This is a genomic window from Nonomuraea sp. NPDC049655, assembly GCF_044465465.1.
Taxonomy (GTDB): Bacteria; Actinomycetota; Actinomycetes; order Streptosporangiales; family Streptosporangiaceae; genus Nonomuraea.
In genome coordinates, this window is record NZ_JBITLS010000023.1 from 21714 (window position 1) to 35839 (window position 14126).

At 72.6% G+C, this 14126-nt stretch carries 14 protein-coding genes and 1 pseudogene; 7 read left to right on the plus strand and 8 right to left on the minus strand.

The features are described from left to right. Nucleotides 1-6: 6 nt before the first annotated feature. Both ACIBQ6_RS47875 and ACIBQ6_RS47880 read right to left on the minus strand, forming a co-directional pair. Nucleotides 7-606 carry an NADPH-dependent FMN reductase gene (locus ACIBQ6_RS47875; protein ID WP_397219245.1) on the minus strand — a complete coding sequence of 200 codons (600 nt, stop codon included), beginning with the start codon at nt 604-606 and terminating at the stop codon, nt 7-9. A gap of 88 nt (nt 607-694) precedes the next feature. Further along, nucleotides 695-1390, minus strand: coding sequence for a response regulator transcription factor (locus tag ACIBQ6_RS47880; protein WP_397219246.1), 696 nt, complete (start codon nt 1388-1390; stop codon nt 695-697). 256 nt (nt 1391-1646) lie between these two features. On the opposite strand from ACIBQ6_RS47880, the gene ACIBQ6_RS47885 reads away from it, so the two are divergent. Next, on the plus strand, nt 1647-2486 hold the full coding sequence (locus tag ACIBQ6_RS47885; RefSeq protein ID WP_397219247.1) for an NmrA family NAD(P)-binding protein: 840 nt from the start codon (nt 1647-1649) through the stop codon (nt 2484-2486). Between the two features lie 67 nt (nt 2487-2553). Here ACIBQ6_RS47885 and ACIBQ6_RS47890 read toward each other — a convergent pair whose 3' ends face one another. Beyond that, nucleotides 2554-3120: a hypothetical protein gene (locus ACIBQ6_RS47890; protein ID WP_358296355.1), complete on the minus strand. Its 567-nt coding sequence runs from the start codon at nt 3118-3120 to the stop codon at nt 2554-2556. Between the two features lie 71 nt (nt 3121-3191). On the opposite strand from ACIBQ6_RS47890, the gene ACIBQ6_RS47895 reads away from it, so the two are divergent. After that, nucleotides 3192-4064, plus strand: coding sequence for a patatin-like phospholipase family protein (locus ACIBQ6_RS47895; protein ID WP_397219248.1), 873 nt, complete (start codon nt 3192-3194; stop codon nt 4062-4064). Here ACIBQ6_RS47895 and ACIBQ6_RS47900 read toward each other — a convergent pair. Beyond that, entirely contained in the window at nt 4061-5119 is a 1059-nt protein-coding gene (locus ACIBQ6_RS47900; RefSeq protein WP_397219249.1) for an aldo/keto reductase, read from the minus strand. The two genes, ACIBQ6_RS47895 and ACIBQ6_RS47900, sit on opposite strands and share 4 nt — an antisense overlap. A 93-nt stretch (nt 5120-5212) precedes the next feature. On the opposite strand from ACIBQ6_RS47900, the gene ACIBQ6_RS47905 reads away from it, so the two are divergent. After that, nucleotides 5213-6061, plus strand: a complete 849-nt coding sequence (locus ACIBQ6_RS47905) for an FRG domain-containing protein (RefSeq protein ID WP_397219250.1) — start codon at nt 5213-5215, stop codon at nt 6059-6061. A 33-nt stretch (nt 6062-6094) separates the two neighbouring features. Here ACIBQ6_RS47905 and ACIBQ6_RS47910 read toward each other — a convergent pair whose 3' ends face one another. Beyond that, nucleotides 6095-6454: an arsenate reductase family protein gene (locus ACIBQ6_RS47910; RefSeq protein ID WP_352320574.1), complete on the minus strand. Its 360-nt coding sequence runs from the start codon at nt 6452-6454 to the stop codon at nt 6095-6097. A 37-nt stretch (nt 6455-6491) separates the two neighbouring features. Beyond that, nucleotides 6492-7229, minus strand: a complete 738-nt coding sequence (locus tag ACIBQ6_RS47915; protein WP_358296367.1) for a TetR/AcrR family transcriptional regulator — start codon at nt 7227-7229, stop codon at nt 6492-6494. A gap of 119 nt (nt 7230-7348) precedes the next feature. On the opposite strand from ACIBQ6_RS47915, the gene ACIBQ6_RS47920 reads away from it, so the two are divergent. The 4 genes and pseudogenes from ACIBQ6_RS47920 (at nt 7349) to ACIBQ6_RS47935 (ending at nt 12107) form a co-directional block, all read left to right on the plus strand. Continuing rightward, nucleotides 7349-8806: an MFS transporter gene (locus ACIBQ6_RS47920; RefSeq protein WP_397219251.1), complete on the plus strand. Its 1458-nt coding sequence runs from the start codon at nt 7349-7351 to the stop codon at nt 8804-8806. A 13-nt stretch (nt 8807-8819) separates the two neighbouring features. Beyond that, complete coding sequence (locus tag ACIBQ6_RS47925) at nt 8820-10001, plus strand: cytochrome P450 (protein ID WP_397219252.1); 1182 nt, start codon at nt 8820-8822, stop codon at nt 9999-10001. Nucleotides 10002-10043: 42 nt separating this feature from the next. Next, nucleotides 10044-11261 (plus strand): annotated as a pseudogene (locus ACIBQ6_RS47930) (4-hydroxybenzoate 3-monooxygenase); the annotation flags it as partial. Nucleotides 11262-11303: 42 nt separating this feature from the next. Next, complete coding sequence (locus ACIBQ6_RS47935; RefSeq protein WP_397219253.1) at nt 11304-12107, plus strand: MBL fold metallo-hydrolase; 804 nt, start codon at nt 11304-11306, stop codon at nt 12105-12107. Here ACIBQ6_RS47935 and ACIBQ6_RS47940 read toward each other — a convergent pair whose 3' ends face one another. After that, entirely contained in the window at nt 12108-13004 is an 897-nt protein-coding gene (locus tag ACIBQ6_RS47940) for a geranyl diphosphate 2-C-methyltransferase (protein ID WP_397219254.1), read from the minus strand. Then, entirely contained in the window at nt 13001-14116 is a 1116-nt protein-coding gene (locus ACIBQ6_RS47945; protein WP_397219255.1) for a family 2 encapsulin nanocompartment cargo protein terpene cyclase, read from the minus strand. Before ACIBQ6_RS47945 ends, ACIBQ6_RS47940 begins: the two co-directional genes overlap by 4 nt. Nucleotides 14117-14126: the final 10 nt, after the last annotated feature.

Consider the following 14126-nt stretch of genomic DNA (forward strand, 5'->3'; position numbering starts at 1 on the left):
TTCCTCTCATGAGCAGTACGGCTGGGCGCGCCGGGCGTCGCGCAACGCCCGGCCCCACCAGGTGAGCTGGTCGAGCATGGCCGCGACCGCACGCGCGCGGTCGTCGGTGTCGTACGGTTCGCCGCTTCCGGCCACGTCGTCCCTCAGCAGGTCGAGGCCGACCCAGTCGCGCATCGTCACGACGTGCAGGGCGGAGAAGACGGTACGGAGCTGCTCGACCGCGTACAGACCGGAAGATCCCGAGCCGTAGGCGATGAAACCGGCCGGCTTGGCCTGCCATTCGTCGTAGGCGTAGTCGATGGCCTGCTTGAGCGAGGCCGGGAAGCTGCGGTTGTACTCGGGGGTGACGACGGCGAAGGCGTCGGCCTCGCCGACGGCCGCGGTGAAGCGGCGCATCGAGGGGGTGCTGCGTTCCGGGTAGCGGTCGGGGAAGGCGTAGTCGGCCAGGTCGAGGACGTCGACCGCCAGGTCGGGACGGTCGCGGGCGCGGGCGGCGAACCACTTCGCCACCGTCTCGCCCATCCGCCCGACGCGGGTGCTCGCGATGATCACCGCGAGGCGGAGCGGTGCGGCGCTCCCGCCGGCGGTGTCGTCCCTGCCCGTCATCGTCCACCTCCCTCGGCCCGTTCCGGGCTCTCACCAAGGAGGCGCGAGACGGCCGCCAGACGTCCGCTAGACGGGATCTAGCGGGACGTCAGGCGGCCGGTCTGAGCACGTAGCCGACGCCGCGCAGGGTGTGGATCATCGGACGGCGATCCGCGTCGATCTTGCGGCGCAGGTAGGAGATGTACAGCTCGACGATGTTGCCCTGGCCGGCGAAGTCGTAGGCCCACACCCGGTCGAGGATGTGCGCCTTGCTGAGCGCGCGTCCCGGATGGCGCATGAGCAGCCGCAGCAGCTCGAACTCGGTCGGGGTGAGCCTGACCTCCTGGCCGGCCCGCCGTACCTGGCGGGTCTCCTGGTCCAGGGTGAGGTCGCCGACGGACAGGGCGACGGACAGGGCGTCGGCCGAGCGGCGCAGCAGGCCGTGCAGCCTGATCACGACCTCGTCCACGGCGAACGGCCGCATCACGTAGTCGTCGGCGCCCGCGCGCAGTCCGAGCGACGGGTCGGGCAGGGCGTCCGGCGCGGTCAGGAAGAGGACCGGCACGCCGGGCAGCGCGGCCCGCAGCCGGGGCAGGAAGCGGCCGCCGCCCCTGACGTCCAGGACGATCGCCCCCGGACGGAACCCGCGCACGGCCCTGACCGCCTCGCCGCCGCCCAGGCTGCGCACGTCCCAGCGGCGCATCGCGCGGGAGAGGGACGCGCCGAGCGGGCGCTCGTCCACGACGAGGACGGCGTACGAGTCGCGCGCGGATCCGGGCGTGACGGTCGGACCGGTCGGGTGCATGCCGGAAACGATGCCGGTCGCGCATGAGGTTTGTCTGAGGACCGCTTGTGACGCGCATGAGGACGCGCTTGTGACGCGCTTCCGACGCGCAGGAGGCCCCGGGAACAGCGGAAGGGCCCGGCCGCAGCCGAGCCCTTCCCATCCCTTGAAGCGCGATCACCGTTCCTGCCGCTACCCGGAATGTGCGGCGTATCACTTAGCCGAGTCGGTTCTATGACTAGACCTTGACTGCGGTTGAGGTTCTAGGCTGCCTTTCATGAGCGGAATTCTGGTGACCGGCGCGACCGGCAACGTGGGCAGGCATGTCGTCTCCTCCCTGGCGGAGGCGGGACACGAGGTGCGGGCGCTGGTCCGCGACCCGGCCCGGGTGGTGCTCCCGGACGGCGTCGAGCCCGTACGCGGCGACCTGGCCGACCCCGGCAGTCTTGAGCCCGCCCTGCGCGGCGTCGACCGGGTGTACCTGATGTGGCCCGGCATCCCCGTGGACCCCCTGATGGTGACCACGGTGGCCGGACGGGCCGAGCACGTCGTGTACCTGTCGGCGGACGTGCCCGACCTGGCGGACGGCGAGCCCGCCACGATCTACCACCAGGAGATCGAACGGCTGATCAGGACGTCCGGGACGCGGTGGACGTTCGTCCGGGCCATCGACTTCGCCACGAACACGCTGGCCTGGGCCGCCCAGATCCGGCAAGGAGTGGTCCGGCTCCCGTACGGAAAGGCCGCCAGATCGCTGATCCACGAGCGGGACATCGCGGACGTCGTCGCCCACGTGCTCACCACCCCCGGCCACGACGGCGCCAAATACCTGATCACCGGCCCCGAGTCGATCACCCAGGAGGAGCTGGCGCGGACCGTCGGCGAGGAGATCGGCCGCGAGGTGCGCTGGGAGGACCTGCCGCCGGAGATCGCCCGCGAGCAGCTGACGGCCGCCTGGGGTGATCCGGCGTTCGTCGAGGCCCGGCTCAGGGCGTGGGAGTCGTTCACGCACACCCCGGAACGCGTGACCGGCACGGTGCCGGAGCTGCTGGGCCGGCCCGCGCGCACGTTCCGCTCCTGGGCCCGCGACCACGCCCCGGACTTCCTCGCGGCCTGAAGCCCGCGCCACGGTGGCGCTCGGGGGCACGCCAAGAGGTGGGGCGCGCCAAAAGGCCGTGGCGCGCCTACGCGGTCAGGCTCACCGCCGCGATCGTCTCGCCCATGTCGTCGAGCAGGTCGGCGACCACCGGGCCGGTCTGCAGCCGCCAGGCGAGCGCCTGCAGGCCGTGTCCCGGCACCGGCACCTCCCGCCCGCCCAGCCTGACCGTCTCCACCTCGGCCGACAGCCGCAGCAGCCCGTAGGCCACCCACCGTTTCGGCCGGGGGAACCAGCGACCCGCGTTGGTGTCGAACCGCCCGTTCTCGTCGGTCAGCCCGTGCTCCTTGAGCACCGAGACGCCCTGGCGGTGGGCCAGCAGGTCGTCGCTGCGCGCGGCGGACATGCTGTCGCCGGCGCGCAGTGCCCAGCGTCCGCGCCGGAACGACAGCAGCCAGATGTCCACCCAGGACAGGCCGAAGCCGTCCAGACGGGCGAAGGCGGTCGCCGCGATCCGGTCGCCGACGTACAGGGAGGCAGGGGTGAAGCGGAAGCGTCCGCTCAGGTTGCCGGGAAGGGATCTCGGCAGCCCGTGATCGATGAGTCGCAGGCTCTCGACGGCGGGGTTGTACCCAAAATCATGAGTACGTTCCACAGGCTCACCATACACACGGACGGCTCGAATGAGACGCGCGCTTTGTTCCTGATTGGTGAATGATGATGCTCATGGACCGAACTGAAGCTTCTGACCGTCGCCGGGCCCTGGTGCTCGGGGGCGGCGGCGTGGCCGGCATCGCCTGGGCGACCGGCGTGCTGGCCGGGCTGGCTGACGAGGGCGTGGACGTACGGGACGCCGACCTGATCGTGGGCACCTCGGCCGGCTCGGCGGTCGGCGCCCAGGCCCGCAGCCGGCTGACCGTCGAGGAGCTGTTCCAGCGGCAGGTCGATCCCGCGCTGCAGGCCAGGGAGATCCCCGCGGTGTTCGACGCGGCCTCCTTCGCGGCCGCCCTCCAGGGCATCCTGGCCGGCGCCCACGACCGGGACGAGCTGCACCGGCGCATCGGCGCCTGGGCGCTGGAGGCCCCCACGGTCGGCGAGCCGGAACGGCGCGCGGCGGTGGCCTCGCGGCTGCCCGAGACCGACTGGCCGGAGCGCCCGCTCGTGCTGGTCGCGCTCGACGCGGCGACCGGAGAGACCCGCCTGTTCGACCGGGCGTCCGGGGTGGGCCTGGTGGACGCGGTGACGGCCAGTTGCGCCGTGCCCGGGGTCTGGCCGCCGGTCACCATCGAGGGCCGCCGCTACATCGACGGCGGCGTGCGGTCCAGCGACAACGCCGACCTGGCGGCGGGCTTCGAACGGGTGCTGGTGGTCTCGCCCCAGCCGCCCGGCGCCCCCGCCTCCCCTTGGACGTCGCTCGAACAGGAGGTGGCCCTGCTGCGCAAGGAGGGCTCCGCGGTCGAGGTCGTCAGCCCGGACGAGGGGGCCGTCGCGGCCATGGGCGCCAACCCGCTCGACCCCGCCGTACGGTCACCGGCGGCCCACGCCGGCCGCGAGCAGGGCCGGCGGGTGGCCGCCGTCGTCCACAGCCTGTGGATCTAGCCGGCCGCGGCGCGCTCGGCGAGCGGGCGGCGGCGCAGCGCCGGGTCGGTCAGTGACGCGGGACGCCACGCGCCGTCCGGCTGGTACATGTCACGGCCCGGCGGGACGATCTCGTCGATCCGGTCGAGCGCGGCGTCGTCGAGCGTGAGCGCGGCGCCCTTCAGCAGGTCGTCGAGCTGCGCCATCGTGCGCGGCCCGGTGATCACCGAGGTGACCGCAGGGTGCGCGGCGGCGAAGGCCACGGCGAGCTGGGGGAGCGTGCAGCCGAGGTCGTCCGCGAGCTCGACCAGCCGCTCGACGGCGTCGAGCTTGGCGGCGTTCTCGGGGATCGACGGGTCGAAGCGGTGGGGGGTCAGCGCGGCCCGGCCGGTGGTCAGGTCGATGTCGCCGTTCTTGCGGTAGCGGCCGCTCAGGAAGCCCGACGCGAGCGGGCTCCAGGTCAGGACGCCCATGCCGTACCGGCGGCAGACGGGCAGCAGGTCCTTCTCGATGCCGCGGGCGAACAGCGAGTACGGCGGCTGCTCGGTCCTGAACCGGTGCAGCGCCCGTCGCTCCGACACCTGGTGGGCCTCGACGATCTCCGCCGCCGGGAACGTCGAGCAGCCGAACGCGCGGATCTTGCCCTGCCGCACGAGGTCGGTCAGCGCCGACAACGTCTCCTCGATGTCGGTCGTGTGGTCGGGCCGGTGGATCTGGTAGAGGTCGATCCAGTCGGTGCCGAGCCGCCGGAGGCTCTGCTCGACCTCCTTCATGATCCACAAACGCGAGTTCCCGGACCGGTTCGGGCCCTCGCCCATCCGGAAGTGCACCTTGGTGGCCAGCACGACGTCGTCCCGGCGGCCCTTCAGCGCCTTGCCGACGATCTCCTCGGACTCGCCCGCGGAGTACATGTCCGCCGTGTCCACGAAGTTGACGCCCTGGTCGAGCGCGGCGTGGATGATGCGGGCGCAATCGTCGTGGTCGGGGTTGCCGACGGCGCCGAACATCATCGCCCCCAGGCAGTGGACGCTCACCTCGATGCCGGTGCCGCCGAGTACGCGGTAGCGCATTGTCATAGTCCGCGACTCTAGGACCTGGAGTCCACTCCACCTCAAGGGCTCGGCGGCAGGTGTGACAGTGGCGTCCAGGGGCACCGGAGGCGGATGGGGATGGTGACGGTGTCGTCCTGGCGCGAGCTGGACGACGCGATCAGCGCGGCCGCCCACACCGGAGGCCCGGCCCAGGCGCACTCGACGCTGGTCTTCCGCGGCCTGGCCAAGAGCACGTACTCGCACGTGCACAGCCTGGCGCGGCTGGCGGGCGACTACGCCACCCTAGAAACCCACTTGATACGAAATTTTAGGAAATACGCGCACAGGGCTGCCCCTGGCCCTTCCGTCTGGGACTGGCTGGCCCTCGGCCAGCACCACGGCCTGCCCACCCGCCTCCTGGACTGGACGTTCTCCCCACTGGTCGCGCTGCACTTCGCCACGGCGTCCTGGCCCGGGGACGACGCCGTGCTGCTGGCCGTCGACTGCGCGGGCGCGCACCGCCTGCTGCCCGAGCCGCTGCGCGAGGTGCTCGACGGCGAGGGCGCGCTGCTGTTCAGCACCGAGATGCTCGCCGAACGCGCCGCCGGACTGGCCGGCTTCGACGCGCTCGGCCGCGACCGCCCGTTCGTCGCCTTCTTCGAGCCGCCGTCGCTGGACGAGCGCATGGTCAACCAGTCGTCGGTGTTGTCGGCGATGTCGGGGGCGAGGTACCAGCTCGACGACTGGCTGGCCGAGCATCCCGGGCTGTGGCGGGGCTGGTCGATCCCGGCCGGGGTCAAGGTCGAGATCCGGCGGCGGCTCGACCAGGCCGGCATCACCGAACGGGTGCTGCTGCCCGGCCTCGACGGGCTGGCCGAGTGGCTGCGCCGCTACTACTCCCCGGGCAGCGTCGACGTGCCGGCCGGCGGCTCCAGCATGTCCGGGCCCGAGCGCTTCGGCCAGCAGGAGGGCCGCATGAACGACTGACCGCTCACCCGGGCCGCATGAACGACTGACCGCTCACCCGGGCAGCGTGCCGCGCACGGCGTCCTCGGTGCGGCCGATCACGGCGCGCCCGTCGTCGGCGGTGATGATCGGCCGCTGGATCAGGATCGGGTGCGCGGACAGCGCGGCGATCCAGCGCTCGCGGGCGTCCGGGTCGCGCGGCCAGGCGTCGAGGCCCAGCTCGGCCGCGACCGGCTCGCCCGTACGGGTGATGTCCCACGGCTCCAGCCCGAGCCGGGCCAGGACGGCGCGCAGCTCGTCCGGCGACGGCGGGTCCTCCAGGTAGCGGCGGACCTTGTAGTCGGCCGATTCGGCGTCGAGGATCGACAGGGCCGAACGGCACTTGGAGCAGTCGGGGTTGATCCAGATTTCCATGACGCCGAGGTTCTCACGCCGGGGCGCACGGCGCGGGTCAGCCGGCCGATGAGTCGAGCCGGGCCCGCAGGCCGTCGAGCACCCGGTCGAGGCCGTAGCGGAAGTCCTCCTCCCGGACGCGCTCGGGGTCGTCGAACCCCTTGGCCGCGTACTCCGCCCGCATCCACGGGTGGTCCTCGAACGCCTGCTCGGCGGTCGGCCGCACGGCGTCGATCCACTCCTGCTCGGTACGGCCGCTGCGGGCCAGCGTCGACAGGTACGCCGCCTCGGCGATGGCCACGCCGATCACGTACGCCAGCACGGTGTTGACCGCCCGGTCGGCCTCGCCGGGGACGAACCCGGCCGAGTGCGCCAGCGCCAGCAGCTCCTCCGAGCGCCGCATCACGTTGGGCCCCAGGCTGGTGAGCCCGACCTGGCCGAGCACGGACGCCATCCACGGGTGGCGCAGGATCACCGCCCGCAGGCTGTGGGCGGACACGGCGAGCCCGTCACGCCAGCCGCCCGCCTCCTCCACGGACGGCACGCGCAGCTCGCCGTAGACCTCGTCGACGACCAGCTCGATCAGCTCGTCCTTGTTGGCGACGTGGCGGTAGAGGGAGGTCGCGCCCGCGTCGAGCCGGGTGCCGAGGCTGCGCATGCTCAGCGCCTCCAGCCCCTCCTCGTCGAGCAGCTGGACGGCCTCGGACACGATCCGGTCGAGGCTGAGCGCGGGCCGCTCCCGCTGCCGGCGCTGACGGACCCAGACCGAGGGGACAGGCGGCTGCGATGCTGGCATGACCCGAGCCTAGCGCACAGTGTACGCATCCGCGAACACCTGCTTGCGTACATCTCTTTCATATGCGTACAGTGTGCGCATTCCGAGAGCGACGTACGCAAGTCGAAGGGGAGAAACCCATGAACCGCCGCTGGTGGATCCTGGTGGTGTTGTGCCTCAGCACATTGGTGCTGGTCGTGGACAACATGGTGCTGACGGTGGCGGTCCCGCCCCTGGCGGCCGACCTGGGCGCCGACGCCCAGGACCTGCAATGGATCCTCGACTCCTACATCCTGGTCTTCGCCGGCCTGCTGCTGACCGCGGGCAGCCTGTCCGACCGCTACGGCCGGCGCCGGGTGATGATCATCGGCCTGGCCCTCTTCGGCGCCGCGTCCCTGCTGGCCGCCTACGCCGCCGATCCGGCGCAGCTCGTGGCGGCCCGCGCCGCGATGGGCGTCGGCGGCGCGCTGATCATGCCGAGCACGCTGTCGATCCTGATCACCGTGTTCGACGAGGCCGAGCGCCGCAAAGCGATGGCCGTCTGGAGCGCGGTGGCCATGATCGGCATGATCGGCGGCCCGGTCCTGGGCGGCGCGCTGATCGCCTGGTTCTGGTGGGGCGCGGTGTTCCTGATCAACGTGCCGGTCGCGCTGCTCGCCATCGTCGCCTCCCTGCTGCTCATGCCCGAGTCGAAGGGCCCCTGGACCAAGCCCGACCCGCTGGGCGTGATCCTGTCGGCGACCGGCATGTCCGCCCTGGTGTGGACGATCATCGAGCTGCCGCACGGCGTGTCCTGGCCGGCCCTGGCCCTCACCGTGTTCTGCCTGGCCGGCTTCGTGATCTGGGAGCTGCGCACGCCGCACCCGATGGTCCCGCTCGCCCTGTTCCGCGACCGCACGTTCAGCGGCGGCAGCTTCTCCCTGACCCTCGTCCAGATCGGCAACGGCGGGCTGCTGCTCGTGCTCACCCAGTACCTGCAGTACGTGCTCGGCTACACGCCCACCGCGGCCGGGCTGGCGTTCCTGCCGATGGCGGTCGCCTCGCTGCTCTTCAACGGCCTGGGCGCGAGCCTCGGCGCCCGGCTCGGCAACCGTCCGATGATCGTCACCGGGCTGCTCGTCTGCGCCGCCGGGTTCGGGCTGCTCGCCATGGTCTCCTCCGGCAGCGGCATCCTGCTCACCGGCACGGCCCTGTTCGTGATGGGCGCCGGCGGCGGCTTGGCGATGCCTGCGGCCATCGCCGCGCTGATGGGCACCATCCCGCCCGAGCACGCCGGCGTCGGCTCGGCGCTCAACGACACCATCCAGCAGGCGGGCGCGGCGCTCGGCGTGGCCGTCCTCGGCAGCGTCCTGGCCGGGGCCTACACCCGGGGGATGCCGGCGGGCGCGCCCGAGGCGGCCCGGCGCTCGATCGGCGACGCCCTCGCCTTCGGCGACGCCGGTCTGGCCCAGGTGGCCCGCGAGGCGTTCACCTCGGCCATGTCGGCCGCCTTCGCGATCAGCGCGGCCGGGGTGGTCGCCGCCGCCGTCCTGGCGCTGGTCGTGATGCGCGGCGAACGCAGGCCGGCCCAGGAACCGTCCCTCACCGCGACCCACTGAAAGGAAGATCCTCATGAACGACGCCCCTGTCACGCTTCCCGTCACCCGCCCCGCGGGCTGCCCCTTCGACCCGCCCGCGGGCCTGGCGGAGCTGCGCGAGCAGGCGCCCGTCACCCCGCTGGACTTCCCCGACGGCCACCGCGGCTGGCTGGTGACCGGCCACGCCGAGGTCAGGGCGGTGCTGGCGGACCGGCGGTTCAGCTCGCGCTACGAGTTCCTGCACCACCCGACGGCCGCGATCGGCCCGCTGCCGGCCGCCCCGCCCGGCGACCTCACCGGCCTCGACGCGCCCGAGCACACCCGCTACCGCAGGCTGCTCACCGGCAGGTTCACCGTCCGCAGGATGAACCTGCTCACCGAACGCGTGCGGCAGATCACCGCCGACCACCTGGACGCCATGGAACGCCTGGGCCCGCCCGCCGACCTGGTACGCGTCTTCGCCCAGCCCATCCCCGCGCTGATGATCTGCGAGCTGCTGGGCGTCCCGTACGCCGACCGCGACAACTTCCAGCACCACGCCGCCGCGCTGACCGGGGTGGACACCGACGAGCAGGAACAGTTCGCCGCCTACGGCGAGCTCCAGCGGTACATCGACGGCCTGGTCCAGGCCAAGCGCAGCGAACCCGCCGACGACCTGCTCAGCGACCTGACCGCCACCGACCTCACCGACGAGGAGCTGGCCGGCGTCGGCACCTTCCTGCTGGCCGCCGGGCTCGACACCACCGCCAACATGCTCGCGCTCGGCACGTACGCGCTGCTCAGCGACCCCGTCCAGCTCGACGTGCTGCGGACGGAGCCGGAGCGGGCGGCCCAGGCCGTGGAGGAGCTGCTGCGCCACCTCACCATCGCCCACACCGGCGTACGGGCCGCGCTGGAGGACGTCGAGCTGGCCGGCCGGCTGATCCGGGCGGGCGAGTCGGTCGTCGTGTCCCTCTCGGCCGCCAACCGCGACCCCCGCAGGTACGCCGACCCCGACCGCCTCGACCTGCGCCGCGACGCGACCGGCCACCTGTCCTTCGGCCACGGCATCCATCAGTGTCTCGGCCAGCAGCTCGCCCGGGTGGAGCTGCGCACGGCCCTTCCCGCGCTGGTCACCCGCTTCCCCGGCCTGCGCCTGGCCGTCGCGCCCGAGGAGGTGCCGGTGCGCGCCGGCACCGACATCCACGGGGTGCTCAGTCTCCCGGTGCGGTGGTGACCGCACGGACTATCATCGTGATCATCCTGGCCGGGTACCACTGCGCGTCACCGAGGCGAAAGGACCGCCATGTCCGGGGAGACCAGCAGGCGAGAGCGCACCGAGGTCGTCGTCGTCGGAGCCGGTCCGGCCGGGCTGACCCTGGCGAGCCTGCTCCGCCAGGCCGGCGTCGAGTGCGTGGTGCTCGAACGGCAGAGCCGCCCGTACGTCGAGCAGCGCCAGCGCGCGGGCATCCTCGACCACCACGGCGCCCGCGTCTTCGAGGAGTGGGGCCTGGCCGACACCGTCCTGGCGGGCATGCCGCAGGAGACCAGGTTCGAGTTCCGCGTCGACGGGGAGCGGCGCTTCCTCGACGTCCCCGCGATCACCGAGGGCCGGACGGGCCGGCTCGTGCCGCAGCAGGTGCTCGTCGGCAGGCTGCTGGCCCGTCTCCTCGAATCCGGCGGCGACCTGCGGTTCGAGGCGGCCGAGGTGACCCCGCGCGGCGTCGAGGGGGCCGCGCCGACGGTCACCTACCGCGACGCCGACGGCGTCACGCACGAGATCGCCTGCTCCTACGTCGCCGGCTGCGACGGCCGCCACGGCGTCAGCCGGGCCGGCGTGCCCGCGCACGCCCTCACCACCTACTCCCACGACTACGGCATCGGCTGGCTGACGGTGCTCGCCGACGTCCCGCCGCCGGGCTACCCGCTGATGGCGATCACGGCCCACGGGTTCGCCGCCCACTTCCCGCGCGGCCCGCGGGCCAGCCGCTTCTACCTCCAGTGCACCCCCGACGCCACCGCCGCCGACTGGCCCGACGAGCGCATCTGGGCCCAGTTGCGGCTGCGCCTGGCCGACGACGGCCTGCCGGACGGCCCGATCGGGGAGAAGGCGTTCGTCGAGATGCGCAGCCACGTCGTCGACCCGATGCGCTACGGCCGGCTCTTCCTGGTCGGCGACGCGGCCCACATCATCACGCCCATGGGCGGCAAGGGCATGAACCTGGCGGTGGCCGACGCCGACGTGCTGGCCCGCGCGCTGCGCGCCGCCCTGCGCGAGGGCGACGAGGAGCCGCTGGCCGCCTACTCCGCCACCTGCCTGGAACGGGTGTGGCACCACCAGGAGTTCTCCCGCTGGATGACGGAGATGACCCACGAGGCCGGCGACGAGACGCTGGCCGGGCCGTTCCGCCGCCGGCTGGCCAGGGCGCGGCTCGATCGGCTGTTCACCTCGGGCCCGGCGGCTCGCGCCTTCGGCGACATGATGGCGGGCGGCTGACGAGTTGACTTGAACCGCGGTTCAAGTACGACGATCGTCCCCATGAGGATTCATCACCTGAACTGCGGGTCCGTACGGACGATCGAAGCCACCTACGACGGCCCGCCCGCCGCCCCCGCCGTGAACCACTGCCTGCTGGTGGAGACCCCGGCCGACGGGCTCGTGCTGGTCGAGACGGGCCTCGGGCTCGGCAATGTGCGCGACCCGGCCGGCACGCTGGGCGCCGACTGGGTGGCCATGGCCGAGCCCGCGCTGGAGGAGGAGGAGACCGCCGTACGCCAGGTCGCCCGGCTCGGCTACCGCCCGGACGACGTGCGCCACGTCATCGTCACCCACCTCGACGTCGACCACTGCGGCGGGCTCCCCGACTTCCCCGGCGCGCGGGTGCACCTGCTGGCCGCCGAGCTGGAGGCGGCGCTGGCCGAGGCCCCGAGCTACCGCTACCGCCCGGCCCACTGGGCGCACGGTCCCGACTGGGTGACCTACACCCCGGAGGCGAACGACGACTGGTTCGGCTTCGCCTCGATCAAGCTCGACGGCCTGCCCGAGGACATCAGGCTGGTCCCCCTCGGCGGGCACACCGCCGGGCACACCGGCGTCGCCGTCCGCGACGGGGACCGCTGGCTGCTGCACTGCGGCGACGCCTACTACTACCACCGCGAGCTCCAGCAGGACCCGCATCCGCACCCGCTGATGGACGTCGTGCAGACCCGCTCGGAGGTCCATCACGACCTGCGGCTCGGCACCCAGGCCCGGCTGCGGGAGCTGGTACGGGACCACGGCGACCAGGTGAGCGTCTTCTCGGCCCACGACCCGTGGGAGCTGGCCGCCGCGGTGGCCGGTTGATCAGACGCGGTCGGCCGCGATGAGCAGGTACTGGAAGCTGCCGTTCTTGTAGGCGTCGAGGAAGGACTGCTCGATGCCCGTGGCCAGGTGGGTGCGGGCGCGCAGCTCCCAGTACGGGATCGTGGCCGCCGTCAGGTCGACGACGCTGACCGGGACCAGCCGGTTGGCCGCCATCTGCTCGAAGTACGTGCTGCGGGGGTGGATGTCGCAGATGTAGTGGGCGTTGATCTGGCTGACCGCCCGGGACGGCAGGCCGTAGGCGTCGTTGTAGCAGCCGGTGACGCAGACGTACCGGCCGCCCCGGCGCAGCAGCCGGGCGTGCTCGGCGAACAGCAGGGACAGCTCGACGTACATGGTGCTCTCGTTGTTCCAGCTCGCCTGGAACGATCCAGTCTCGAACCCGGTCTCCAGCATGTTGCGGAAGTGGAAACGCACCTTGTCGTCGACGCCGCGCTTCTTGGCCTGGTCGTTGGCGAAGGCGACCTGCGACTCGGAGATGGACACGCCCTCGACCTCGCAGCCGTACCGCATGTTGACCAGGAGGCTGCTGCCGCCGCGGCCGGAGCCGGCGTCGAGCACCCGGTGGTGGGGTTCGAGCGGGCCGAGATGGCTGATCAGCAGGTCGGCCTGGGCGGTCTCCAGGCGGTGGAGCTCCTTGACGATGCGGTCCTCGCGGGTGTCCTCGGGGCCGTCGAGTACCGTCCAGTTCACCTCGCCGATGCCGTAGTGGTGGTGGTACAGGCCGTCGACGTCGCCCAGGCGCAGGTTGACCGGGTTCTTCTCGGCGTTCCAGTAGCTGGCGACGGAGTGCTGGTAGTGGCTCGTGAGGACGGGGGACTGGGTGTTGACGGTCACCTGGGAAGAGCTCCTTTCCGGCCGGGGGCGGCCGGTCGTCATGAGTGGTAGCGGCTGCTGCTGCCGTGCCATTCGAGGCAACCGGCCATCCAGCCCTGGGCGCCGCGCAGGAATCGCTGCAGTTCCACCGACGGAACGGCGGCGAGCTCGCGCTGGCTGGTCTCGAAGCCTTTGACGAAGTCGTTGTGCAGCGCGACGGCGCGTTCGGTGGCCTCGCGCGCGGAGCACTTCTCCTCGCCCGCGATGAGCAGGACGACGTTGGAGTCGGGCAGCTCGTCGGCCGCCTCCCGCGCGACGGAGTGGAGGTCGTTGACGATGACGCTGGCCGTGCCGGCCTGCATGAGCGCGGTGTGGAAGCGCCGGTCGTAGAACAGGTTGGCGGGCAGCTCGTAGGCGGCGACGACGTCGATGAGGGTCATGGAGGTGTAGAAGCTGTCGTGCTGCCGGGCCGCGAGGTAGCGCCAGACGGGCGGCGGGGTCTCCAGATGGCGCCAGGCGGCGTAGGCGGTCCAGCTCACGTACATCTGGAAGGTGGTGTTGCAGGCCCGCATGACCTGCGACGGGGTGCCGTGGCGGGACAGGTGGCCGGTGGCCGAGCGCAGGGCGACCAGCACGGGGTCGGCCTCGATCGCCTCTTCGAGCTGCTCGGTGTACACCCCCGCGGGCGGGGGCGGGTCCATGGCCGACATGACGAGCGCGAGGCGCGGCGGCAGCTCGGTGGGGCTCGCGCCGAGCTCGGTCTCGTCGGCGTAGTAGTCGTCGGCCGCCCACCAGGCGGTGTTCATCTGCGCCGCGATCAGCAGCAGGTCGGGGTCGTCGCTGTCGGGGTGGGCGAGCATCGCCAGCCGGCCGAACCCGGTGGCGGCGAACTCGTCCATCCGCCCGGCGTGCAGGCCCACCTTCTCGGCCCACGCCACGAGCCGCCGGTCGACCTCCGCGCCGAGCGCCGGGTCGTCGCGGACCGTCTCGGGGCAGTAGAGCGGCGGGTAGGAGCCGTCGCCCCACTCCCGCTCGACGTAGGGAACGGGCGCCGGGAGCTGCCGCGGCGCGGGGACGGGCGCGGGGGGTGGGGCCGAGGCCGGAAGGTGGAGCGCGGAGGTTCCGAGGCCGGTGGGGCCGGTCGGGAGCCGCGGGACCGCGGCGTACTGGGGCATGGCGCGCCTC

Coding starts and splice junctions, on each gene's coding strand:
- ACIBQ6_RS47940 (WP_397219254.1), bottom strand. CDS start 13,004: ATGACGACCGGCCGCCCCCGGCCGGAAAGGAGCTCTTCCCAGGTGACC.
- ACIBQ6_RS47920 (WP_397219251.1), top strand. CDS start 7,349: ATGAACCGCCGCTGGTGGATCCTGGTGGTGTTGTGCCTCAGCACATTG.
- ACIBQ6_RS47925 (WP_397219252.1), top strand. CDS start 8,820: ATGAACGACGCCCCTGTCACGCTTCCCGTCACCCGCCCCGCGGGCTGC.
- ACIBQ6_RS47900 (WP_397219249.1), bottom strand. CDS start 5,119: ATGACAATGCGCTACCGCGTACTCGGCGGCACCGGCATCGAGGTGAGC.
- ACIBQ6_RS47885 (WP_397219247.1), top strand. CDS start 1,647: ATGAGCGGAATTCTGGTGACCGGCGCGACCGGCAACGTGGGCAGGCAT.
- ACIBQ6_RS47895 (WP_397219248.1), top strand. CDS start 3,192: ATGGACCGAACTGAAGCTTCTGACCGTCGCCGGGCCCTGGTGCTCGGG.
- ACIBQ6_RS47910 (WP_352320574.1), bottom strand. CDS start 6,454: ATGGAAATCTGGATCAACCCCGACTGCTCCAAGTGCCGTTCGGCCCTG.
- ACIBQ6_RS47905 (WP_397219250.1), top strand. CDS start 5,213: ATGGTGACGGTGTCGTCCTGGCGCGAGCTGGACGACGCGATCAGCGCG.
- ACIBQ6_RS47935 (WP_397219253.1), top strand. CDS start 11,304: ATGAGGATTCATCACCTGAACTGCGGGTCCGTACGGACGATCGAAGCC.
- ACIBQ6_RS47880 (WP_397219246.1), bottom strand. CDS start 1,390: ATGCACCCGACCGGTCCGACCGTCACGCCCGGATCCGCGCGCGACTCG.
- ACIBQ6_RS47915 (WP_358296367.1), bottom strand. CDS start 7,229: ATGCCAGCATCGCAGCCGCCTGTCCCCTCGGTCTGGGTCCGTCAGCGC.
- ACIBQ6_RS47875 (WP_397219245.1), bottom strand. CDS start 606: ATGACGGGCAGGGACGACACCGCCGGCGGGAGCGCCGCACCGCTCCGC.
- ACIBQ6_RS47945 (WP_397219255.1), bottom strand. CDS start 14,116: ATGCCCCAGTACGCCGCGGTCCCGCGGCTCCCGACCGGCCCCACCGGC.